Source organism: Prevotella dentasini JCM 15908 (assembly GCF_000614065.1).
GTDB classification, from domain to species: domain Bacteria; phylum Bacteroidota; class Bacteroidia; order Bacteroidales; family Bacteroidaceae; genus Prevotella; species Prevotella dentasini.
Genome location: NZ_BAKG01000024.1, coordinates 1 through 24438 on the forward strand (window position 1 = coordinate 1; position 24438 = coordinate 24438).

9 protein-coding genes and 7 pseudogenes are annotated in these 24438 nt (G+C 50.5%); 2 read left to right on the forward strand and 14 right to left on the reverse strand.

All coding sequences use genetic code 11. The annotated features are described in order from the left end of the window. The 8 genes and pseudogenes from JCM15908_RS13790 to JCM15908_RS10580 all read right to left on the reverse strand — a co-directional run. Nucleotides 1-269 (reverse strand): annotated as a pseudogene (locus JCM15908_RS13790) (carbamoyl phosphate synthase preATP-grasp domain-containing protein); the annotation flags it as partial. Beyond that, complete coding sequence (gene carA / locus JCM15908_RS10550) at nt 269-1345, reverse strand: glutamine-hydrolyzing carbamoyl-phosphate synthase small subunit (protein ID WP_025003292.1); 1077 nt, start codon at nt 1343-1345, stop codon at nt 269-271. The pseudogene JCM15908_RS13790 and the gene carA, both read right to left, overlap by 1 nt. Nucleotides 1346-1386: 41 nt before the next feature. Then, on the reverse strand, nt 1387-3276 hold the full coding sequence (locus tag JCM15908_RS10555) for an amidophosphoribosyltransferase (protein WP_025003293.1): 1890 nt from the start codon (nt 3274-3276) through the stop codon (nt 1387-1389). Between the two features lie 34 nt (nt 3277-3310). Continuing rightward, nucleotides 3311-5158: a glutamine--fructose-6-phosphate transaminase (isomerizing) gene (glmS, locus tag JCM15908_RS10560; protein ID WP_025003294.1), complete on the reverse strand. Its 1848-nt coding sequence runs from the start codon at nt 5156-5158 to the stop codon at nt 3311-3313. Between the two features lie 158 nt (nt 5159-5316). Then, complete coding sequence (locus JCM15908_RS10565; RefSeq protein ID WP_025003295.1) at nt 5317-6114, reverse strand: polysaccharide biosynthesis/export family protein; 798 nt, start codon at nt 6112-6114, stop codon at nt 5317-5319. A gap of 406 nt (nt 6115-6520) precedes the next feature. Then, the gene (gene nrdG, locus JCM15908_RS10570) at nt 6521-7021 is read right to left on the reverse strand and encodes an anaerobic ribonucleoside-triphosphate reductase activating protein (RefSeq protein ID WP_025003296.1); all 501 of its coding nucleotides are present in this window, start codon (nt 7019-7021) and stop codon (nt 6521-6523) included. 178 nt (nt 7022-7199) lie between these two features. Next, nucleotides 7200-9409, reverse strand: a pseudogene (locus JCM15908_RS13795) (anaerobic ribonucleoside triphosphate reductase). 483 nt (nt 9410-9892) lie between these two features. Continuing rightward, nucleotides 9893-10255, reverse strand: coding sequence for a hypothetical protein (locus JCM15908_RS10580; protein ID WP_036893183.1), 363 nt, complete (start codon nt 10253-10255; stop codon nt 9893-9895). A gap of 192 nt (nt 10256-10447) precedes the next feature. Between JCM15908_RS10580 and mutY the strand changes: the two are divergent. Then, nucleotides 10448-11451, forward strand: a pseudogene (gene mutY / locus JCM15908_RS13800) (A/G-specific adenine glycosylase). A gap of 66 nt (nt 11452-11517) precedes the next feature. Here mutY and JCM15908_RS13805 read toward each other — a convergent pair. The 5 genes and pseudogenes from JCM15908_RS13805 to hflX form a co-directional block, all read right to left on the reverse strand. Then, nucleotides 11518-12785, reverse strand: a pseudogene (locus tag JCM15908_RS13805) (MFS transporter). 259 nt (nt 12786-13044) lie between these two features. Continuing rightward, nucleotides 13045-14690 (reverse strand): annotated as a pseudogene (locus JCM15908_RS13810) (fumarate hydratase). A gap of 94 nt (nt 14691-14784) precedes the next feature. Continuing rightward, nucleotides 14785-17702, reverse strand: a pseudogene (locus tag JCM15908_RS13815) (M16 family metallopeptidase). A 261-nt stretch (nt 17703-17963) separates the two neighbouring features. Further along, nucleotides 17964-19832: a DUF4954 family protein gene (locus JCM15908_RS10605; protein ID WP_025003298.1), complete on the reverse strand. Its 1869-nt coding sequence runs from the start codon at nt 19830-19832 to the stop codon at nt 17964-17966. A 144-nt stretch (nt 19833-19976) separates the two neighbouring features. Continuing rightward, a pseudogene (gene hflX / locus JCM15908_RS13820) lies at nt 19977-21222 on the reverse strand (GTPase HflX). A gap of 526 nt (nt 21223-21748) precedes the next feature. Between hflX and JCM15908_RS10615 the strand changes: the two are divergent. Continuing rightward, on the forward strand, nt 21749-22795 hold the full coding sequence (locus JCM15908_RS10615) for an asparaginase (protein ID WP_025003299.1): 1047 nt from the start codon (nt 21749-21751) through the stop codon (nt 22793-22795). A gap of 145 nt (nt 22796-22940) precedes the next feature. Here the strand turns inward: JCM15908_RS10615 and dapA are convergent, their stop codons facing one another. Further along, on the reverse strand, nt 22941-23825 hold the full coding sequence (dapA, locus tag JCM15908_RS10620; RefSeq protein ID WP_025003300.1) for a 4-hydroxy-tetrahydrodipicolinate synthase: 885 nt from the start codon (nt 23823-23825) through the stop codon (nt 22941-22943). Nucleotides 23826-24438: the final 613 nt, after the last annotated feature.

Consider the following 24438-nt stretch of genomic DNA (forward strand, 5'->3'; position numbering starts at 1 on the left):
GCCAAATGAAAGGAGAATACCATCAGGTTTTTCTTTTTGGATAACACGCTCCACGAAATAGGGCTGAACGGGCAGGAAATATATTTGGTCAGCGACGCTTCCGATGTTTGTACTGTGGCAATGTTCGGATTGATGAGCACTGTAGAAACACCTTCTTCTCGCAATGCCTTCAAAGCCTGAGAACCAGAGTAGTCGAACTCACCGGCTTCACCAATCTTTAATGCGCCTGAACCTAAAATCAGGACTTTCTTTATTGATTCGTCTTTCATTATTTCAGTGTTTCTACAAATTTGTCAAACATAAATTCTGTATCTACCGGGCCAGAGCAAGCCTCTGGATGGAACTGGGAACTGAACCACGGATTGGTCTTATGGCGAATACCTTCGTTACTGCCGTCATTCATATTGACAAAAAACTCATCCCAATCCTTGTCCAATGTTTTGGCATCAACGGCATAACCATGATTCTGAGAAGTAACAAAGCATTTCTCTGTTCCAACCATCCGCACTGGCTGGTTGTGTCCCCGATGACCGTATTTCAGCTTGTAAATAGTGGCACCGGCAGCTTTCGACAGCAGCTGATTGCCCATGCAGATACCACAAATTGGCTTATTGCTCATTGACATCTGTTTGCGGATAATGTCAACAGCCTCACTGCACATGTCGGGATCTCCCGGGCCGTTAGCAAGAAAGAGTCCGTCAAAAGCCATCCCCGTATAATCATAGTTCCAAGGTACACGAATAACCTCTACGCCACGGTTTACCAAACAACGGATGATGTTAGCTTTCACTCCGCAATCAACAAGTACAACTTTTTTCCCTGCGCCTTCATTGTAACGGACGACTTCCTTTGTTGATACAATATCAACAAAATTAACTCCTTCATAGTCGGCTTGAGGAATGTTGTCGGGTTCATCGTCGAAAAGAATCTTACCCATCATCACGCCATGCTCACGCAAAACTTTAGTCAATTCGCGTGTGTCAATACCCGTAATGCCCGGCACATGCTCACGCTTGAGCCAGTCTGAGAGGCTCTCTACGGCATTCCAATGGGAGTATTGCTCACTATAGTCGGACACAATCAGTGCAGACACATAGATTCTATCACTCTCCATAAAAGTAGGAATCCCATTGCCATCGATAGTGAAAGGCGGTACGCCGTAATTTCCAATGAGTGGAAAGGTTATCGTCAAAAGTTGACCGGCATACGAGGGGTCTGTCAAACTCTCGGGATAGCCCGTCATTGCCGTATTGAAAACAACCTCTCCTGCTACAGGAGATTCATAGCCAAAGGACTTTCCGTGGAATTTTGTTCCGTCGCTTAAGACCAAAGTTACATTCCTCATTATAGTAATCTTATTGTTGATTGATTCTTTTCTACTCTGTATCATTTATTGTATACTTCGTCATAGTAGCTGACAAATGCCTGATTGACAAGGCGCATACCACCCGGTGTCGGATACTTTCCTGTGAAATACCAATCCCCCTTGTGATGAGGAATGGCATTGTGAAGACCTTCTATACTCTGGTACACCAGTTCTACTGGTGTTGACATTCCTTCAGGGCGTAACATTTCTACAATCTTTCGGTTGATTTCGTCTACCGTGAATGGGTCATAGACCCCACAGACTGCATTATGGATTTCCGCTCCCTTGGGTTTGGCAATCTCAATCTTGCATTGTCTGTAAATTTCTTCAAGCAGATTATCCATTCCCCGTTCCTTTATCAACTCTATAGTAGCCCGGAATACGCAGAACTCTTCCAACCGCGGCATGTCTATACCATAATAGTCAGGATAACGAATCTGCGGTGCACTTGACACAACAACAATTTTTTTTGGATGCAAACGGTCAAGAATACGTAGAATACTTTCCTTCAGGGTAGTGCCGCGGACAATGGAATCGTCTATGATTACCAAATTGTCAGTATAGGGGGCAATGCTTTCGTAAGTTATATCATATACATGGGAAGCTAAGTCGTTTCGGGAATTGCCCTCGGTAATAAAGGTACGGAGCTTGATGTCTTTCCATGCCACCTTTTCTGTATGCACATACTGACTGACTATGGCATAAATATCTTCATGTGAAGGGTTAGCCCCCAATGCAGCAATCTGCTCCACCTTCTTTGTGTTGAGCCACTTCTTAAAACCATGTACAAGTCCATAGAAAGCCACTTCTGCCGTATTCGGAATAAAGGAAAGCACTGTATGATTTACATCATAGTCCACCGACTTCAGCACTTCTTCTGCAAGCTGTTGGCCCAACTTCTCGCGCTCCTTATAAATATCGCGGTCAGAACCACGCGAGAAATAGATTCTCTCAAATGAGCACGCTGCATCTGCTTTCTGCTCGAGTATCTGTTGTAATGAACATTCACCTTTTCTGTTGACAATCAGTGCCTGTCCCGGTTTCAGTTCCTGTACTTCTTCACACTCAATATCAAAAGTTGTCTGAAGTACAGGACGCTCGCTTGCCAGCACGACAAACTCGTCGTTCTTGTAATAGAAGGCCGGACGGATAGCCCAAGGGTCGCGCATGGAGAACATCTCCCCCGACCCGGTAATGCCACAGATAACATATCCACCATCAAAACCTTCCATGGTGGTTTTCAGAACATTGCTCATCTTGACATTATCCTCAATATATCGTGTAATGTCCTGATGTTGGAGACCCCGTTTCTGCGCTTCCACAAAGTTTCGTTCAACCTCTCTGTCAAGACGGTGTCCCATCAGTTCAAGCAAGATATAAGTATCGCTGTACTTCCGGGGAGACTGTCCCTGCAAGGTCAGCTTTTCAAAAACATCCCCAATATTGGTCATGTTGAAGTTGCCGCACATGCACAGGTTCTTGGCTTTCCAGTTATTGCGACGCAGAAACGGATGCACATAAGAAAGGCCACTCTTGCCGGTAGTGGAATACCGGAGGTGGCCCATATAGAGTTCTCCCGCAAAGGGAAGGTTCTGCTTAGCAAACGCAACATCAGAAAGCTGTTCAGCCGAATACCCCTTAAAGTTGCCGTGAACGTTTCCGAATATCTCGGTTACTGCATTCTTTCCTTCAGCCCGCTCGCGAAACATGTATTCATTGCCCGGCTCTGAAGCCAGTTTGACCGAAGCCATCCCTGCACCTTCCTGCCCACGATTGTGCTGCTTCTCCATCATCAGATAGAGTTTGTTCAGCCCATACATCCATGTTCCGTACTTTTCCTGAAAATACTCAAGCGGCTTCAGCAATCTTATCATTGCTACACCACAATCCTCGTGAATGTTCTTTTCCATTAAATGCGTTTACTATTACTAACGTTATCTTTGTTTATTCTACAGTTACAGACTTGGCAAGGTTTCGGGGCTGATCTACGTCCTTTCCCTTGCATACCGCAATATGGTAGGCAAGAAGCTGTAAAGGCACGGTGGCTACCAAAGGTTCCAGACACTCAAGTGTATCGGGAAGCTCTATAACCGCATCGGCAATCTTCGATACCGTTGTATCGCCCTTGGAGACAAGGGCAATCACCCTACCCTGCCGAGCCTTGATTTCCTGTATATTGCTCCTTACTTTTTCGTACATTGCGTTGTGTGTAGCAATCACTACGACTGGCATATCGGAATCTATCAATGCTATAGGACCATGTTTCATCTCTGCCGCCGGATAGCCCTCGGCATGAATATAGGATATTTCCTTCAGTTTCAAAGCTCCTTCCAAAGCTACAGGATAGCTGAAACCACGGCCAAGATACAGGAAGTTGTGTGCATACGTAAAGGTACGCGCCAAATCGGCCACCTGTTCGTTGGTTTTCAATACCTCTTTAATCTTCTCCGGAATCTCTACCAGTTCCTTGACAATCCGGGTATATTCGTTGTGCCGCAGAGTTCCCTTAGCCTCGGCAAGTGTCAGTGCAAACATAGTAAGCACCGTTACCTGTCCCGTAAAGGCCTTTGTAGAGGCTACACCGATTTCCGGCCCTACGTGAATATAAGTACCAGTGTTGGTGGCGCGGGGAATACTGGAGCCAATGGCGTTGCAAATGCCGTAAATGAACGCACCTTTTTCCTTGGCCAGTTCTACGGCGGCCAACGTGTCGGCAGTTTCGCCACTCTGTGAGATGGCTATCACGACATCGTCCTTTCCGACAACAGGATTGCGGTAACGGAACTCACTCGCATACTCTACATCCACAGGGATACGGCAGAACGTCTCTATCATCTGCTTGCCTATAAGGCCTGCATGCCAGCTCGTACCACAGGCTACAATAATGATGCGCTTTGCATTAATCAGCCAACTACGATAATCTATCAGTGCACTCAGCTTTACACTATCGTGCTCCACATTGATGCGTCCGCGCATACAATTCTTCAGACATTCCGGCTGTTCAAAGATTTCTTTCAGCATGAAGTGGGGATATCCCCCCTTCTCAATCTGCCCTAAGTCAATGTCAACGGTCTTTATTTCGGGCAGCAGCTTTTCATTCTGAAGGCTGACCACCTTCAGGTCCTCGCCCAGCTTCATCACGGCAATATTGCCATCCTCAAGATATACCACCTTGTCGGTGTATTCTATGATAGGACTGGCATCCGAACCGAGGAAGAACTCACCGTCTCCTATACCGACGACCAACGGACTTTGCTTGCGTGCAGCTATCACGGTGTCGGGATGACGCTTGTCAAGAAGTGCTATGGCATAGGCTCCGATAACCTGATGAAGAGCCACCTGAACAGCGGTAAGGAGGTCTAAATTCTTCTTAGACTGAATGTATTCTATCAGCTGAACCAATACTTCGGTATCAGTGTCGGACAGAAACTTAACTCCATGGTTCATCAGTTTTTTCTTTATCTCGGCATAATTCTCTATAATACCATTATGAATAATGGCCAGATTCTTAGACTGGGAGTAATGCGGATGGGCGTTGAGCGAAGATGGCTCGCCATGAGTGGCCCAACGGGTATGTGCTATGCCTACCGAGCCGGTTATATCCTTGTCGGCACAGAAAGCCTCCAAGTCTGCTACCTTTCCCTTTGCCTTGTACACACTAAGCTCATGATTGCCATTGACCAAGGCTACTCCGGCACTGTCATATCCTCTATATTCGAGCCGTTGCAGGCCTTTTACGAGAATGGGAAAAGCTTCGCGCTTTGTCCCGATATATCCTACTATTCCACACATAGTTTTATAATCGTTCTATATGAAAAAGGAAATACTCCGCTGACAACGCCTTTCCTGCATCCTCATGCAGGAGTTACAAGCCGTGATACAACCGAGTACTTCCATCTACATTTATATCTAATAGCAACAATCTTCCATCCTAAAAGGGAAAGAGGAAGTTATCGCAGAATATTCACCAACAAGGATGCTATTGAGGTTACAATGCCGACAAACGAAAACCAAATGGTAGTGGAGCTGCCGATACCAGAGTTCTTCGCCTTAACGGCATTAGGCTCTACATATATAATATCATTCTGCTGAAGATAATAATATGGCGAGTTGATGAGATTTGCATCATTGAGATTCAGACGAGTGGCATGCTTCTCGCCTCTGGCATCCTCACGAATCAACATGACATTGTCGCGCTTTCCGTAGATGGTCAGGTCGCCGGCCTGCGTAAGGGCTTCGAGAATACTGATCTTCTCCGTAGACACAGGAATAACCTTCGGAGAACCTACTTCGCCGGTTACCGTAACGTGGTAACTGCTCATGCGGACAGACACGACGGGATTTTCCGTGCGTGCAAGATAAGGCTGAATCTTGCTCTTGATAAGATCTTCACACTCTGTCTTGGTCAATCCCACTACATGAACCTTACCTACTACAGGGAAGTTGATATAGCCTTCATTGTCTACAAGGAAACCTTGAAGCGATCCGCCCCCAGTACTGATTTGACGAGATGCGCCCAACTGATTGCGTACCACAAGATTGAATGGCGCAGCAGCGTTCGGGTCGGTAGTCTGTACGGTTATCGTCAATTCATCTTTGGGCATAATACGTGCATCGTACAAGCCACGGGAAGCCGCCAGACTGATAGAGTCTATATTCTGCAAATAGGCGACTTGCTTGCTGGAACCGCAGCCGGCAACGAATAGTATCATTGCAAAAGCGACGATAGATAGAAGTATTTTCTTCATTTTATTAGGCGCAATATCATTTGATTTCTTTACAATTGTGTGCAAAAATACGATTATTTTTTTATTCGGACAAAACTAACAGCTACTTTTATTGGACAGAACACCACTTTTTGAATAAGACCGGCAACAGCTTCAGGACTTGCTGCGAAGGCATGGAATAAGCTGATATAAACATTTAATTCATAACTTTCATGTAATCAGTATATTATAAACCGAAAACGAAATCAATGCCACAGCTATGCCAAAGTGCCGTTCTGACTATGCGAAACGGGCACTTTCGCCATGCGAAAACGCCACTATGATACGGTGATTAAGAAGTATGTTTACAGAGAGAAGCAAGTTATGCCGGTATGGGGAGGCAAGCGGAAAAACGGGAGGAGATGTCCGGACAAATCAGACGTCCTACCTATATCGTAATATCGGGCCGATAGAGCACCACCCGTCCCTCCTCCAGCGACCGGGGAACATCAATAAGCCGCTGATTGGAACTGCCGCGGAAGAGGAGGTCTTCGTCGCGGAGAGCCTGAACGAACGGGCCGTCTACAAGAACATCTATCAACCGGAGCAGCTCTCTCTGCTTCTCATTGCGCACCAAGGCCTCAAACGTGAAACCGCTGAAGCACCATATCGTCTTATTCGTGCGCTTGCGGATGGCCTGTGCCAGTTCCGTGAATCCTTCGGGCTGAAACATCGGGTCTCCTCCGCTGAAAGTTACATTGGCAAAGGGGTCGCTCTCTATTATCTTCATAATATCTTCCGTCGTCATCATGCGACCATTTTCTATGTTCCACGACTTCGGATTGTGGCAGCCCGGACACGCGTTCGGACAGCCGGCACAATAGATAGACGTTCGGAAACCGGGACCATCTACCATCGTATCTTCTACTATGTCAAGGATGGAAAGCATTTCTTATGAAATCATCATCCGCAATCCATCATTCCCCATTGTTACAATAAGCTCCCTTACACGCAAGTCTGCCGTACACAAGACAAGAGACAGGAGGCATGAAACAATGACGAATGAGGATTTACGAATTACGATTTGCCTGCTGAAACGGTTATGGTTATGAATTGTGAATTATGAATTACAACTCGTGCGTTACACGATCATTCAGTTCGGCGAGCTTACCGGCGTTCCAACGGTCGGTGGTTCCGACAAGGTAACCCGTTATTCGCTGGAGCTTATCAATATGATTGCCGCCACATTTCGGACAGGTCTCCAGATGGGCGTCGGCATTTTCGTAGCCGCAGTCCATACAGCGGTTGCGGTTATGGTTCACACTGCCATAGCCCATGTTGTACTTGTCCATCATGTCCACGACATTCATGATGACCTGCGGATTATGGGTCGCATCACCGTCAATCTCTACATAGAAGATATGTCCGCCACGGGTGAGGTCGTGGTAAGGTGCTTCCACCTCAGCCTTATGGCGTGCGCTGCACTTGTAGTAGACCGGCACGTGGTTGGAGTTGGTGTAATAGTCGCGGTCGGTAATGCCCTCCAATATTCCGAAATCCTTACGGTCGCGCTTCGTAAACTTGCCCGACAGCCCTTCGGCAGGCGTTGCCAACACGCTGTAGTTATGCTGATATTGCTCGCTGAAGTCCTTCACGCGGTCGCGAAAATAGGTAACGATGCGCAGGCCGAGCTGCTGCGCCTCTTCCGACTCGCCATGATGACAGCCCACCAAGGCCTTCAGGCACTCCGCCAGTCCGATGAAGCCGATACCGAGCGTACCCTGATTGATGATGCTCTTAATGGTATCGTCCGGCTTCAGAGTCTCACAGCCAGTCCACAGCTTGCTCATCAGGAGCGGGAACTGTTTGGCATAAGCTGTCTTCTGGAACTGGAAGCGGTCGTCAAGCTGCTTGGCCGTAATCTCCAACATGCGGTCAAGACGGGCGAAGAAACTTGCGATGCGCTCCTCCTTGCTCTCTATCGGCATGCACTCTATGGCAAGACGGACAATGTTAATGGTCGAGAACGACAAGTTCCCTCGACCAACGGACGTCTTCATTCCGAAGCGATTCTCGAACACGCGGGTACGACAGCCCATGGTAGCCATCTCGTACAGATACCTCTTAGGGTCGTCGGCACGCCACAGCTCATGCTGATTGAAGGTGGCATCGAGGTTGAGGAAGTTCGGGAAGAAACGACGCGCCGTTACCTTGCAAGCCAGTTGGTAGAGGTCGTAGTTACGGTCTTCGGGCAAATAGTTGACTCCGCGCTTCTTCTTCCATATCTGTATCGGGAATATAGCCGTCTCTCCGTCGCCTACTCCCTGATAGGTACTCTTCAGGAGTTCGCGCATTACGCACCGCCCCTCTGCCGAGGTGTCGGTACCATAGTTGATGGACGAGAACACGACCTGATTGCCGCCACGCGAGTGGATAGTGTTCATGTTGTGGATGAAAGCCTCCATCGACTGATGCACACGGGCTACGGTGCGGTTGATGGCGAACTGCTTCACGCGCTCGTCGCCCTGCAATCCGTCAAGCGGAAGGTCAAGATAGTCGTCTATCCCGGCATCGTACAAGGCGGTAAAGTCCTGTCCGTATAGTTTCTCCAAGCCTTTAACCTCTTCTATATAGCTTGAGCGGACGAATGGTGCAAGATAGAAATCGAAGGCCGGAATAGCCTGTCCGCCGTGCATTTCGTTTTGTGCGCACTCCAAGGAAATACATGCCAGCACCGACGCTGTCTCTATGCGCTTGGCCGGGCGCGACGAGCCGTGTCCGGCAGTGAAGCCGTGCTGAAGGATGTTGTCGAGAGGATGCTGGCAGCAGGTGAGCGACTTCGTAGGATAATAGTCCTTGTCGTGAATGTGGAGCAAGTTGTGGGCGACAGCCTCGCGGCTCTCCTCGGAGAGCAGATAGTCGTCTACGAACGGCTTCGTAGTCTCGGAAGCGAACTTCATCATCATTCCTGCCGGTGTGTCAGCATTCATGTTTGCGTTCTCACGCGTAACGTCGTTGCTCTTGATATTGACAATATCGAGAAAAACATCACGCGTCTTCGCCTTACGGGCAATACTGCGCTGATTGCGGTAGGCAATATATTTCTGGGCAACATCCTTGCGCTTACTCTTCATCAGCTCAAGCTCGACGGCATCCTGAATGGCCTCAACCGTCATCTGAGACTTGCCTTTGAAATTCACATGTCGGTGATTTGCTGAACGAGACGTTCGTCCTCGCCCTTATCGGTGTGCATCATTGCCTTGCGGATTGCACCCATTATCTTTTGGTCATTAAACCCTACGATGCGTCCGTCGCGCTTCACAACTGTCTGTATCATCTTTCTATGATTATGTTATGATAATTTTTTGATTATTTTAGAAGTACCTTTTAGGTTATTCGTTTCACGATGCAAAAATACTAATTTTATTCATACAATTATCATTTTAGACAACTTTTTACATGTTAATTTATGTTAGTTTATTGATAAACAGATGGTTATAAAATACTTTTGGACAACTTTTGAAAACATAAGATTGTTCAAGTGAAACTTTTTGAATAATTTTTCAGGTATCTAATAGATACCAAATAGTCTGATTTGAAAACCTGAAACAGATGAAAAGGAAAAAAGATTTGCCACTTAGGTAACTATTATACAAAATATCATAGCGGCAACTTTCTTCCAGCACGAGGAAATTCCCCTGAAACGGGAACGGGTTGACGGAAAAACGAAAGTGCCGTTTTCACCATGCGAAAACGGCACTTTGACCACACGAAAGCGGCACTTTCGTTTTATAGCTTCGGCAGATTCTGCTTACAGCAGCTATTTACCCCATCCGCTGCCATCAAGGATTCCCTGAACCTCACTGCCTATACCCAGCACATGGTCGAGTATTCCGTCCTTTGCACCCTTGACCATATATTTGGCACACTGTCCTTCCAACTTTCCTATTTTCTGCCGTTCGGCAACCGTGTACTGATATTTCGAGATTCGACGGCGAATCTTCAAGAACCTGTTTCCGGCCTTCTGCCATTCTGCTACCGTATAATACTGACTCTTATCCCGAAGGTCGTAGGAGAAGTTTTGCAGGTCGCTGATGGCCGACTCCTTCGTAGCACAGGAGTTCATGGAAAGGGCAGCTGCCACAAAGGCCGCACCCAAGAGGGTTTTCTTCATTTTACCCATAGTCTGATTTCTTTCTGATAATTGATTGACAACTCTCTTGACGCATCCCGCCCTATCTGCCATGCTTCGCGCACAGGGACAAAAGGGTCGGCTGCGTCGTCTTAATGATGGCAAAAATAAGAAATAAAGTGCAACCGACCAACTTTTTACCGTTTTACTTTCACGCTTCCCCGATTTCCATAACTTTGCAGTATGTTTTTCTCACAGACCATACTGAACTGGTATACCGCCAACGGGCGCAGCCTGCCTTGGCGCGAAACCACCGACCATACGCCATCTGGCTCAGCGAAGTAATCCTGCAGCAGACACGGATAGCGCAGGGGCAAGCCTACTGGGAACGGTTCATGCTGCGTTGGGCTACCGTCAGGGAACTTGCCGAAGCCACAGAAGACGAGGTGTTGCGCGAATGGCAGGGTCTCGGCTATTACTCCCGGGCACGCAATCTGCATACGGCAGCCCGGCAGATAGTCGCTCTCGGACACTTTCCCGATACCTACGAAGAAATAAAGAAGCTGAAAGGCATCGGCGAATATACGGCGGCGGCCATCGCATCTTTCTCCTTCGGTGAGCCTGTGGCAGTAGTCGACGGCAACGTGTACCGTGTGCTCTCGCGCTATTTCGGTATCGGTACGCCCATTGACACGACACAGGGAAAGAAGGAGTTCCGCCTCATGGCTCAGGCACAGCTCCCACCGCGACAGGCGGCTGCCTACAATCAGGGCATCATGGACTTCGGTGCTCTCCAGTGTACGCCCCTATCGCCAGACTGCACAGCCTGTCCGCTCTGCGAATCGTGCACAGCCTGCCGAGAGCAACGGGTTGCCTCGCTGCCCGTGAAGAGCAAACGAACCAAGCAGCAGGAACGACATCTTGCATACATATATATAAGGTGTAGCGGACAAATTGCCATCCACCAACGGGGAGCAGGCGATATTTGGCAGGGGTTATGGGAGTTTCCCACAGATGGCGACATAGAGAAATTACCACAGAACGAACAATGGAAACGACGCAGCGTGCTGCGCAAGGAGAAGGTCAGGCACATACTGACCCACCGCATCATCTTTGCCGATATCTATCTTTGGGAGACCGACACGCGTCCACCACTCCCCGACGACTACATTTGGATAGAAGAGACCGACCTCGACCGCTACGCCCTGCCCCGACTGATGGAGATTCTGCATGAGGCCGTGGTATAATCACACAAAAACAGCCCTACGCCAAGAGGTGTAGGGCTGTAGTATTACGGAGCTGTTTGCAACAGATTATTTCTTCCCGAAATCGGCATCAATCTTCAAACGCGACGCCACTGCAAACGGCAGTACGCAGGAAACCATCACAATGACGAAAAACACCTGATAGCCCACGGCTTGTGCCAACGCCCCGGCAAAGAGACCGGGCAGCATCATCGACAGAGCCATGAAACCAGTACAGAGCGCGTAATGGCTCGTCTTGTGTTCGCCCTGACTGAAATATATCATAAAGAGCATATAGCACTGAACCCAAAGCCGTAGCCGAGGTTCTCTATGAAGACGGCAGAGCTGATGGCCCATATATTCTCGGGCATTTCGTAGGCGAGATAAACGTAGGCTATGTTGGGCAGCGTGATGGCTGTAGTCATCGGCCATAGCCATCGTTTCAGGCCGCCACGGCTTGCCACCATACCGCCGACAATGCCGCCAAGCAGCAGCCCGACCACCCCTACCGTTCCATTAACCATACCAAACTCTTCCAGTGAAAGGTGAAGACCGCCTTTCCTGTGCGGTGCCTGTAGGAAAAGTTGCGACACGGGCGTAATCAGTGCTTCGGGCAGGCGGAACAGAAGAATGAAGGCAATGGCTATCCACGTCTGTTCTTTTCGGAAAAAGGAGACGAACGTCTCGCCGAACTCTTTCAGAAGGCCCTGTGCCGACACCTTCTGATGGTCGGCATCTTCCGTAGGACGAGGCAGAATCATCTGATGATAGAGCGACAGACCAATAAAGAGGGCAGCAAGACCATAGAATATCAGTGCCCAGACAAACTGGATATTCATTGACTTTTGCAGTAAGCCGGCAAGGGCAATGAGGCCTCCCTTGCCTACCACCATCGAAACACGGTAGAACGTCGAACGGATGCCGACGAAGAAAGCCTGCTCGTGCGGCTTCAGCCCCATCATGTAGAAACCGTCTGCCCCTACGTCGTGCGTGGCACTACCGAACGCCAACAGCCAGAAGAAGCAGATGGAACCTTGCAGCCACCACACCGTATCTACCGTGAAAGCCACTCCTGCAAAGGCAGCACCAAGAAACATCTGCATGGCCGTTATCCACCACCGCTTGGTCCGCAACAGGTCGAGGAAGGGACTCCACAGCGGTTTAATAACCCAAGGGAGATAGAGCCATGAGGTATAGAAGGTAACTTCGGCATCCGAGAGTCCCATCTGCATGTAGATTTCGATGGAGAGCAGGGTTACGGCAACGTAGGGCAGACCTTCCGCAAAATAAAGGGAAGGTATCCAAGCCCATGGAGTGATGTGTCTGTTTGATTTCAATGGAGTAATGGTTTCGTTCGTTTGGGTAAGTTGATTGATTTTCGGGGCAGATGCAAAGTTACACAATTCTGCCGAGATACAGGGCACGTTGCAAGGAAATATTGGCTGTTACAGGACTTCCGCCGCATTATTCGGAGCTTCAGAAACCCTATATCCGGCACACCGTTCGCTCACGAAAATAAAGAAAGACAGAACCATGCAGGGAGCGATTTTGCTCCCGACATGGTTCTGTTTCTTGCCGTTTATTCGCGCAGAGTGATTACTTCGCGCAGCTGCAACCCGTCCAAGGTTTCAGCTCCTTGAAGAAATCATGCCCCTTATCATCTACGAGGATGAAGGCAGGGAAGTCTTCTACGGTAATCTTCCACACGGCTTCCATGCCGAGTTCGGGATATTCCACGCACTCGATGCTCTTGATGCTGCTTTGTGAAAGTACGGCAGCAACGCCTCCGATAGTGCCGAGGTAGAAGCCGCCATGCTTCTGACAGGCATCGGTAACGGCCTGCGTACGGTTGCCCTTGGCTATCATCACGAGCGAGCCACCGTGGGCCTGAAACTCGTCTACGTAGGGATCCATACGGTTGGCGGTAGTCGGACCCATCGAACCGCAAGGATAGCCTTCGGGAGTCTTTGCCGGTCCGGCATAGAGCACGGGATAGTACTTGAAATACTGCGGCAGTTCCTCACCTGCATCCAGTCGGGCCTTGAGCTTTGCATGGGCGATGTCGCGGGCTACGATAATCGTACCCTTGAGGTTGACACGGGTAGACACGGGATACTTGGTGAGTTCGGCACGAACCGCGTCCATCCCCTTGTCAAGGTCAATCTCTATTCCCTTGCTTCCCTCTCCGGGCTTGCGGTACTCTTCAGGTATAAGTTCGCCGGGGTTGGTGTCCATCTTCTCGAGCCAGATGCCGTCCTTGTTGATTTTTGCCTTGATGTTCCGGTCTGCCGAACAGCTCACGCCCATACCGATAGGACAGCTCGCCCCATGACGCGGCAGGCGGATAATGCGGATGTCGTGAGCAAGATACTTGCCGCCGAACTGCGCACCAAGACCAATCTTGTGGGCTTCTTTCAGGAGCTTCTCTTCGAGGTCGGTGTCGCGGAAAGCACGACCCGTCTCATCGCCCGTGGTAGGAAGATTGTCGTAATACTTGATGCTGCCGAGCTTGACGGTGAGGAGGTTCTTCTCGGCAGACGTGCCTCCGATGACGAAACAGATGTGATAAGGAGGACAGGCAGCAGTACCAAGGCTCTTCATCTTCTCTACGAGGAACGGAATGAGCGTACCCTCGTTCTGGATGGTAGCCTTGGTCATTGGGTAGAAATAGGTTTTGTTGGCAGAGCCGCCACCCTTTGCCACCATGACAAAGCGGTATTCTGCCCCCTCAACAGCCTCAATGTCAATCTGGGCAGGGAGGTTGCACTTCGTATTCACTTCGTCGTACATGTTCAACGGAGCGTTCTGCGAGTAGCGGAGATTCTCTTCAGTGAAAGTATTGAACACACCCCGGGAGAGTGCCTCTTCGTCCTCGAAGCCCGTCCATACCTGCTGTCCCTTCTCGCCATGGATGATTGCCGTACCCGTGTCCTGACAGAAAGGCAAAACGCCCTTCACGGCTGTCTCGGCGTTACGGAGAAATTGCAGGGCCACATACTTGTCGTTCTCCGATGCTTCGGGGTCTGTCAGAATTTTTGCTACTTGTTCGTTGTGTTCGCGACGGAGCATAAACTCGCAGTCATGGAAGGCTTCCTGTGCTAAAAGGGTCAATGCCTCTTTGCTGACTTTCAGCATTTCCTTACCTTCAAACTCACCGACACTAATTCCCTCTTTGGAAACGAGGCGGTATTCTGTGTCGTCCTTGCCCATCTGAAACATAGGGCATATTTGAATTCAGCCATAATGTTTGTGCCGTCTGTGCCCATAGCTTAATCGGCTATGGGCACATCAGGACTTTTTTAGTTTGCTATATAATGTTTTTGTATGTATCTACGCTTAGTAACCGAATATTTCTTCCGTCGTTACCCTGCGGATGGGAGCAATCTTCTCGAGTGCCTTCATATCGAGTTCCTTCTCATTGCCGAGAATGAGATAACGGAACGGCTTATTGGCAACGTTGTTTTTTTCAAACTCAAGAATATCTTTCAGCTGAAGAGACGGAAGCGTCTTGTAAATCTTCTCGCTGATGCTGTAGTCCAGTCCGAGCCTTTGCGCTGCCAGATAAGACGCGAGCACACTGAATTTGGTAGTACGTGCCGATGCGAGACTCTTCAGAAGGCTTTGCTTGGCGAGGTCGAAGCCTGCCTGACGCTCGGGCGCATTGTTAAGCAGATTGTTGAACTCGCGGATGCAGTCCATCATCTTGTCGTTCTGAGTGATGATGTATGTATAGAAGTTTTCCTTGTCGCCAAGAGTCCCGGCTGAGAATAGCGTGCACTGGCAGCGTAGGCCAAGCCACGCGCCTCGCGCATTTCCTGAAATACAATGGCGTTCATGCCACCACCAAAATACTCGTTGAAGAGGGCGATGGTTGCAGCGTTGTCGGCCGACCACTCCCTGTTCTCATTGTGGAACTGCACCATATAGATATTCTTGGCATCATACGGAGCAATGAGTATCTCGTTCTTGGGTGTCGTCTCTACCGTATAACGCTTCCCGGCAGGCACAGCCATGAACTTTTTCGGGGTCTTAAAGGTCTTGCTGATGAGGTTGTCAAGGCTCTGCAAGGTAGCCGGCCCGTAGTAAAGAACGGTCTGCTTGTAGTTCTTCAGGCCTTTCAGGAGATTCAAGAGTGTCTGCGGAGCGGTCTTCTTCAAGCTCTCCACACTCGGGATATTGCGCGTACCATTATATTTGCCATACATTCCGTAGTCGAAAAGAGCACTGAAATTCGCCTTTTGGTTGGCCTTGCTGTCTGCTCTTTCCTTCTGTATCATATCAACATACTGCTCGTATGCCTCATTGTCTGCCTTGGCGTTTTCCAGCAAATCGTTGAGCAGGGCGAGTGCCTGTGGCAAATTCTCATTGAGACCCGTCAGTGTTATGCTGGTCTGGTCAACTCCCTCGTAGATGGAATAGTCGCAGGCGAGCTTATAGAACTGCTGCTTGATTTGCTCATTGCTCAACTTCTTCGTTCCGAGATACTCCAGATAGCCGGCTGCATAGCTGATAAGAGGATTGCTCTCTGCACCGAACGGCAGGCGGAAGCTCAGGGTAAAGAGGTCGTCGGTAGTATTCTGCTTGTAGAGGATGGGCAGTCCTTTCTTCGTGGTGGCCTTGGTGAGGTCTCTGCTGAAATCAACGAACTGCGGCTGAATGGCTTCCGCCTTGCTGTTCACGACCTCCTGAAGGAAGGCACTGTGTTTGTCGTTGTTTGTCGGGATTGGTGTGATGCTGGGCTTCTCTACCTTCTTGATAGTCGTATCGTAGCCCTGCTCCTTGTAAACACACACGTAGTTGTTGCCGAAGAAGCGATTGGCAAAGCTGACAATGTCAGCCTTGGTCAGCCGGGATATGCGGTTGAGCTGCTCAACCGTCAGCTTCCAGTCTCTGTGGTTGATGAACGCATCAACGAACTGGTTGGCGCGGAAGTCGTTCTTGTCGAGTTGAGTATAGAATTGTCGCTTGTAGTTGTTGATAACAGAGGGAATCAGGTCGTCGGAGAACTCGCCCTTCTTAAGTTTCTCTATCTGTTCGAGCAAGAGGGCGCGAACTTCTTGCAGCGACTGGCCTTCCTTCGGCTGTCCCATTGCAATGAACATGGAGTAGTCGTTCATCTCACTGAAGTTGTCGTCGGCTCCCTGCAACCTCATCTTCTGGTTGAGATTGAGGTCGAACAAACCGGCACGACCGTTGCAGAGCACCTGATTGATGACGTTAAGCGTATCAGACTGCAGCGAGTTGCCAGCTTCGCCACGCCATCCGAGCAGGAGCATGGCTGCCTCCTGTCCTACGACGGTCGTATCGACCGGTGCCGTCAGCTGCGGTTGCGGACCATACTGGGGAACGTCAATACGCTCGCTCGGCTTCCAGTTGCCGAAGTACTTGTCGATAATGGCGACGGTCTTGTCCGGGTCGAGGTCGCCCGAGAGACAGATGGCTACGTTGTTCGGCACGTAGTACTTGCGGAAATAGTTCTTTATGTTGGTGATGGACGGATTCTTGAGATGCTCACCCTGCCCGATGGTGGTCTGTGTTCCATACGGGTGTGTGGGGAAAAGCTTCGCCATCATGGCTGTGAACATCTTGTTGCCGTCGTTGGTCAATCCCATGTTATACTCTTCGTAGACAGCTTCCAGCTCTGTGTGGAAGCCGCGGATAACCATGTTCTGAAAGCGGTCGGCCTGTATCTTGGCCCATGCCTCCATCTCGTTGGAGGGGATATTCTCCACGTAGCACGTAACGTCGTTGGACGTATAGGCATTGGAACCTTCGCTTCCGATGGCCGACATCATCTTGTCGTATTCGTTGGGGATGTTGTACCGCGCGGCAAGCTGCGAGATGGAGTCAATCTGATGGTACCACTGCTTGCGCGCCTGCGGGTCGGTGATGTGGCGGTACTGCTCGTAACGACTCTCGATGGAGTCGAGATAGGGACGTTCGGCCTCAACATTGGAAGAGCCGAAATGCGTCGTTCCCTTGAACATCAAGTGTTCGAGGTAGTGGGCCAGACCCGTTGTCTCGGGTGGGTCGTTGCGGCTTCCCGTGCGGACAGCGATATAGGTCTGCACGCGCGGTTTCTCTTTGTTTACACTCAGGTAGATTTTCAGTCCGTTGCGGAGCGTATAGATACGGCTCTGCATCGGGTCGTTGGGCACACTTTCGTAAGTGTAGCTCTGTGCCTTCATGCCGAGAACTCCTAACAAGAGCATCATGCCGAGGGCAACTTTTCTTAATTGGATGTGTTTCAACATTTTATTTTGGTTTAATGAATTTATTCTCTTTCTTTTATGAAGAGCCGGAGATCGTTCCGGCAGCTTTTCTCCGTCCTATGAGAGGAACGTCCGTTACAGGTACAGAATACCTTGGGGGTGACTCACTCCGTTGCGGCCTTTGGAAGTATGAAGCTGCGATTTTGCAAAATAATTTATCTTGCGCGACAGGTGCTTAATACCTTTCCCAACAGGTGTTATACACTCTTCGTAGTCGGTACGGAACACCTATGACGACCGATGCTATACATTCCCAGTCGGGGAAAGTAATTGAGAAGTCTCCTGACCGAGCTTTTCCAACAAGTCGTCAATCACCTGCCGGTCTACGTCGCCCAAGGAATATTCCTTCTCCGCATCCTTTCTGATTTCGTCCAGCCACTGCCGGTGAGCATCGGCATAGTCGGCCTCAATGCGCTGATAGTCAGCCTCGGTGAGTTTGTCAATGCCGTAGTAGTCGAGCATCATGCGGTAGGCCCATGCCCACAGATAGACCTCGTAGTTGTCGTAAATATCCTGAAAGCGGCCGAGAACGTCCTGAATGGTTTCGAGCGTTCCGTCCTTGATGTCGTTTACCAACCGTTGCTCTTCGGCCTTGGGCATGAGCTGTCCTGCGAGGTCGCTCCATTCGCCCACCCGCGTCTCGTCACCGGGTTGGCCGACAAGCCCCCACTGCCGCACGCTGCGGAGCGTCTGCCCCATGAACAGGCGTAGGGCGAGGTCGTAAAAGCGGATGCCCTTGTGCAAACTCGACGACTTGATGGTGCAGCCGTGATAGCGATAGGCAGGGGCATCGTCGCCACAGGCCTGCCGGAGACTTTCCAAGGTTTCCTTGCCACGCAGGATTTCGTCCACAGTATAGGGCGACAGCCAGTCGAAGTTAATGAGGCTCTTCCGTGAGGTCAGCGGACGAAGGTCGCGCTTCCGCCACTTACTGATGTCGCGGTAGAGACCTACCGTCGTCAGGTTTCGTCCCGGGACAAGCAGCGTCTCGTCCCCCTCTCCTATCACATACGAGAAAGGCAGACCGGATGTATCGGGATGGCCCGTCAGCTTGCCGAAACAAACCGAGAATGCCCCCACCGTGGCAGGCAGGAATAGGTAGCTGCCGCTGGCAGTCTTGCTTCCCCGTTCGAGCACGCCCCAGTGGAGCGGTCCCATCTTGTAGGCATGGTTGGAGAAATTCGTCCCTGAGCCGGCATTGTAGAACGAGAACATGCCTCCGATAAGCAGCGTGCTCTTATGATGGGAGGCGCAGAACGGACCGCAGAAAGTCGCGCAGGCCTCGCCATTGACCATCACGGTATTGGCGAAGAAAACGCTCTGAGAAGCCGAAAACCCGTTGGCTATCTGGCAAGCCTCGCCTACATAGCAGTCCTGTATCTTGACATGGTCGACGATACTCGACCCATTGCCGATGATAGAGTTCTCGCAGATGACGCCCGTCCCGATGAATACGCCTGCATTTTCCGAACTGACGATGGTGCAGTCGTTCAACCGGCTTGCTCCTGAAATCTCGCAATCGTCCTGCACGACGGTGTTGACAATCTCATTGGTATTGACGATTTTCACGTTGTTGCCTATCGTTCCACGGTCGGGTGTGGTACGGGCAATCTCCTCGGAAACAAGTCTTCGGACAGCGTTCTTCAGGTCGCGGTCGGAGAAATGGCGCACCATGAAAGCTGCCAACTGGCTGTTGAGGTCATGGAAGAGAATGATATTGCCGTCGCCTGCCTCGTTGAGCACAGACACAAGGTTACCGTCGCCGTAGGTAGCTCCCTCGGTTGTCTCCATGACGGAGATGTTCATGATGAGGCAATTGTCTCCGATGGTATAGCTGCTGATGTAGTTGCCCACCTTCTCTATCAGACACTCGTTGCCGACGGAGACATTGCAGAGCGTCGCGTCGTTGATGCCCGTGTGCCTGAAGAAGCCCGGTGCAACCTCGATGGTACGCTCCGTGCTTCCCAAAAGGATGTCGCCGTAGAACATGACGCGGTGAAAATACTTGGCCCGGAAGCCGTCTTCGGCTACCTGCACGCGGCTCCAGTCTTCGGCCCAACAGCCGTTTTCTTCAAGGGTGATGATTTCCTCATCGGTTAGGGAACGATACATTGCTTAGTTAACGGGGTTATGAGTTGACAGGTGTGCAAGTTGATAAGTAGACAAGTAAGCAGGCTGACGGGCTGATTGACGTTCCTTTCAGGAAGCAGGCTGAACATGTTCACCTTATCAGACCGATTGTCCCTGAGACGGAAACTACTCCTCTATATTGTAAAGGAAGTCGTTGTAGGGATATTTCTGCACATGCAGCTCGCGCACTTTCCTGTAGAGCGTGTCGCGAAACTCGTCGATATTCTCCTTCCGCTTGGCAGAGATGAAAAGGCAGTCGTCGCTCTCCTTCGCCATCCAAGTGCGCTTCAGCTCGTCGAGCGGAATATTCTTCTTGGTCGGGGGCGTGAGGTCGTCGGCTTCTTTCTCCTCCCATCGGTAGTTGTCTATCTTGTTGAAGACAATCATCAAGGGCTTTTCGGCACAGTCGAGGTCTTTCAGCGTCTGGTTGACCACCTGTATCTGCTCCTCGAAATCGGGATGGGAAATATCGACGACATGCAGCAGCAGGTCGGCCTCGCGCACTTCGTCGAGGGTCGACTTGAACGAGTCGACCAAGTCGGTCGGCAACTTGCGTATGAATCCTACCGTATCGGCAAGCAGGAAAGGCAGGTTTTCCACCACCACCTTGCGCACCGTCGTGTCGAGCGTGGCGAAGAGCTTATTCTCAGCAAACACCTCGCTCTTGGCAAGAAGGTTCATAATCGTAGACTTGCCCACGTTAGTATAGCCGACGAGTGCCACGCGGATAAGCCGCCCGCGATTCTTGCGCTGCGTCGTCTTCTGCCTGTCTATGTCGACAAGGCGTTGCTTCAGCAGCGACATACGCTGAAGAATGATACGTCGGTCCATCTCCAGCTGGGTCTCCCCCGGCCCGCGCAGACCTACCGACTTTTCCGCCGCCGGAGCCGGAGCCGCCGCCCTGACGCTCCAAGTGCGTCCACAGACGTTGCAGACGGGGCAGCATGTAGCGGTATTGCGCCAGTTCCACCTGCGTCTTGGCGTTGGCGGTCTGGGCGCGCATGGCAAATATGTCGAGAATGAGCGAGGTACGGTCGAGTATCTTCACGCCCAACTCGCCCTCAATGTTGCGGAGCTGCTTGGCCGAAAGTTCGTCGTCGAAGATAACCATGCCTATCGGCTCCTCGTCGTCTTCCTTTTGTTTTATATAGTCCCTTATCTCTTCGAGCTTTCCCTTCCCCACGTAGGTAACGGCACTCGGGCCTGCCACGCGCTGGGTAAACCTCCTGACGGTAACGGCCCCTGCCGTGTCAGCCAGAAACTCCAGCTCGTCGAGATACTCTTTCGTCTTGGCTTCGTCCTGCGTCTGGGTAATCAGGCCCACGAGCACGGCAGTCTCCGCCTTGACTTCGGATATGACAAATTCTTTCATTAAATGTATATAGTACTATTATATTATTGTTGCAAAGTTAATAAATCTTGCTTGTACAACCGCCTCGGTGCGGTTGTTTTTTCGCCTTGGCGTGTTATTTTTTACTAAACCACGGCAGTGCCATCAGGCCGTCTACCAACCCTTGGCTGCTCAGAACGACACTTTCGCTCTGCGAAAACGCCGCTTTGACGTCGTGAAAGGAGCTTGTTCGCATTGCGAAAGCGGCACTTTGGCTGCATCGCAAAAGCATGCTGCTTTCATTTGACGGATATTTCCCTACAACTATCCGTATCAGCCTGTTTCCAAGAACCATGCGGACAGAAGAACCCTTACCTCATTCTCTCCCTTGCAGCTTCACCAAGCAGCCTGCCGCTTCCCTTTCCCCCGCCGTACACAGGCGGACTTCACCTTTAGTTTCATGGCCGTAAAAAGGTTATTTTAGGAAACAGAAACATAAAATCAGCCGGTTATTGCCATTAAACAAATTCTTTTTGCTATCTTTGCCAACATAAAATACTATATGAACATGAACAGAACCAACAAAGTCTTACTAATCTATACCGGAGGTACTATCGGGATGGGCTGTAATCCTCTGACGGGTGCCCTCGAACCTCTGGATTTCAACCATCTGGTAGACAATGTGCCAGAATTTGCGCAGATTCATACTGAGGTCGATACTTACCAGTTCGTACCTGCCATTGACTCCTCGAACATTTCGCCCAGCCAGTGGGCACAGATAGTGAGCATCGTGGCCAAGAACTACGAGCAGTACGACGGCTTTGTCATTCTTCACGGCACGGACACGATGGCCTATACGGCATCCGCCCTGTCCTTTATGTTCGAGAATCTTACCAAGCCCGTCATACTTACAGGCTCGCAGCTGCCTATCGGACAGCTTCGGACGGACGGCAAGGAGAATCTGATGACCAGTCTCGAGCTGGCTTCCGCCCATCATTCAGACGGCACTCCCATCGTTCCCGAGGTCTGCATCTACTTTAACGGGCATCTGCTCCGCGGAAACCGCTCCACCAAGCAAAATGCGGACGAGTTCAATGCCTTCGATTCGTTCAACTATCCCCACTTGTGCGAGGCCGGGGTCAACTTTACCTTCAAAGAGCACAACATTCTCCGCCCCGACTTCAGCCGCCCCATGATTCCCCATACCGACTTGGACAGCAACGTAATCATATTCTCCCTCTTCCCCGGCATGGAAGAGAATCTGGTTCGGCACGTGCTGGAGGCTCCCGAGCTGCGCGGAATCGTCATGCGCTCGTTCGGCAGCGGCAATGCCCCTCAAAGCCCGTGGCTGACCAAACTGCTGAAGGAGGCTTCCCAACGCGGTGTGGTAATCGTCAACATCAGCCAGTGTATCAGCGGACAGGTGGAGATGAGCCGCTACGATACGGGCTACCATCTGAAGGATGCCGGCATCATCAGCGGATTCGACAGTACGGCGGAAGCTGCCGTTACCAAGCTGATGTACCTACAGGCTGCCTACAGCGACCCGAAAACCATACGGGAATACATGCACCGCTCCATTGCCGGAGAAATCACCATTCCCAGAACAGAATAAGGAGGACGGCCTCTTTCTCTGCCGGTTGTCGGGAACAGGCTGCGCCACGCAGCGAGCCGGCTTTTCCGCCACAATATAATAAGCCGAGGGGCTTCCGCTGCAACTGCAGCGGAAGCCCCTCGGCTTATTCCTTCCGAAGTTTGAACTATAGTCTCATCTTCTTCAGTATATCGTTCATCTTCTGCTTGGTCTCTATGCGGGTGGGAATCAAAGGCAGACGAAGAACGTTCTCTATCATTCCCATATCGCTCAGCAGGGCCTTGCAGCCGGCCGGGTTGCCGTCAACGAAGAGAAGTTTGTAAAGCTCGGTAAAGTTGTGGTGTATCTTCCGGGCAGCCTCGTACTCTCCGTTGAACTCAAGCCGGATCATCCGCGAGAACTCCTTGGGGAGCGCGTTCCCTATGACGGAGATAACGCCGACGGCCCCACTGGCTATCATGGGGAAGGTCAGTGCGTCGTCGCCGCTGATAACTTCAAAATTCTTGGGCTTGTTCTTGATGATTTCGTCTACCTGCCCCAGCTTCCCGGCGGCTTCCTTGATGGCCACTACATTTGGGAAATCGGCGGCGATGCGCACCGTGGTTTCCGCCTCCATGTTGACGCCCGTGCGTCCCGGAACGTTATAAAGGACGACAGGCAGCGGACTGGCCTGCGCTATAGCCCTGAAGTGCTGATAGATTCCTTCCTGACTGGGCTTGTTGTAATAAGGGCAAATGCTCAATATGCCGTCAATTCCTGTCCAGTCCGTGCTCTTTATTTCGTCGACGACAGCTGCTGTATTATTTCCACCGCAATACTTGAGAATAGGAACCCGGCCCTTCACCATCTCCCTGACGGCAGCCGTAATCTGGTCTTTTTCCTCCTTCGTCAGGCAGGGCGTCTCCCCCGTTGTGGCCAGAATACAAAAGAAGTCCGCCCCGTTGTCCAGCTGATATTCGACCAGTCGCTTTAAGGCGTCGTAGTCTACACTACCGTCTGTTTTGAAGGGAGTAATGAGTGCAATTCCTAATCCGTGAAACACATTCTGCATAATAAATATAGCTTTTGAAGCCGTGAACTGGCTGAATTTATCTGTTTTCCAACTGCCTCTACGCTTTTCGTAGTTTCAATGTAATTGCAAAAATAGCAAATTACGGCCAATCGGCAAAGACTTTTCCCCCTTATCTCATTATTTTTAACAACATTCCATTATTCACGCTGCCCGATTCGACGTATGTCGTTTCAGGCATCCGCCTTCCTTCGCTCATTATCCGCAATACGGGCCAAGCCACGGGAAAAGCATACCAAGAACCCTCGGAGCACCGCCCGGCAGCCCGGCTTTAGGATTCCTCCGGTGGGGCGAGACGGCAGCTGGGCCACGGCAGGCCGTCTTGGGCGCACGGCAGAAGGACAGGAAGGAGATTCGGCAAGAGGGAATCCGCATTGCGGAGGGACGGATACGCGCCTGTGGAAATGCGGCCCTCGGACCGGAAAAACGGCGGTTTCGGGCAGCCGGAAAGCCGTTTGCGGCAAGCGGAAAATTTATATACGGTTAGAAAAAAATTATATACGGTTAGCGGAAAATTTATATACGGTTAGCAGAAAATTTATATACGGTTAGAAATTTACGGGGAAGCGGTTAGAAAAATATTTCTATACGTATA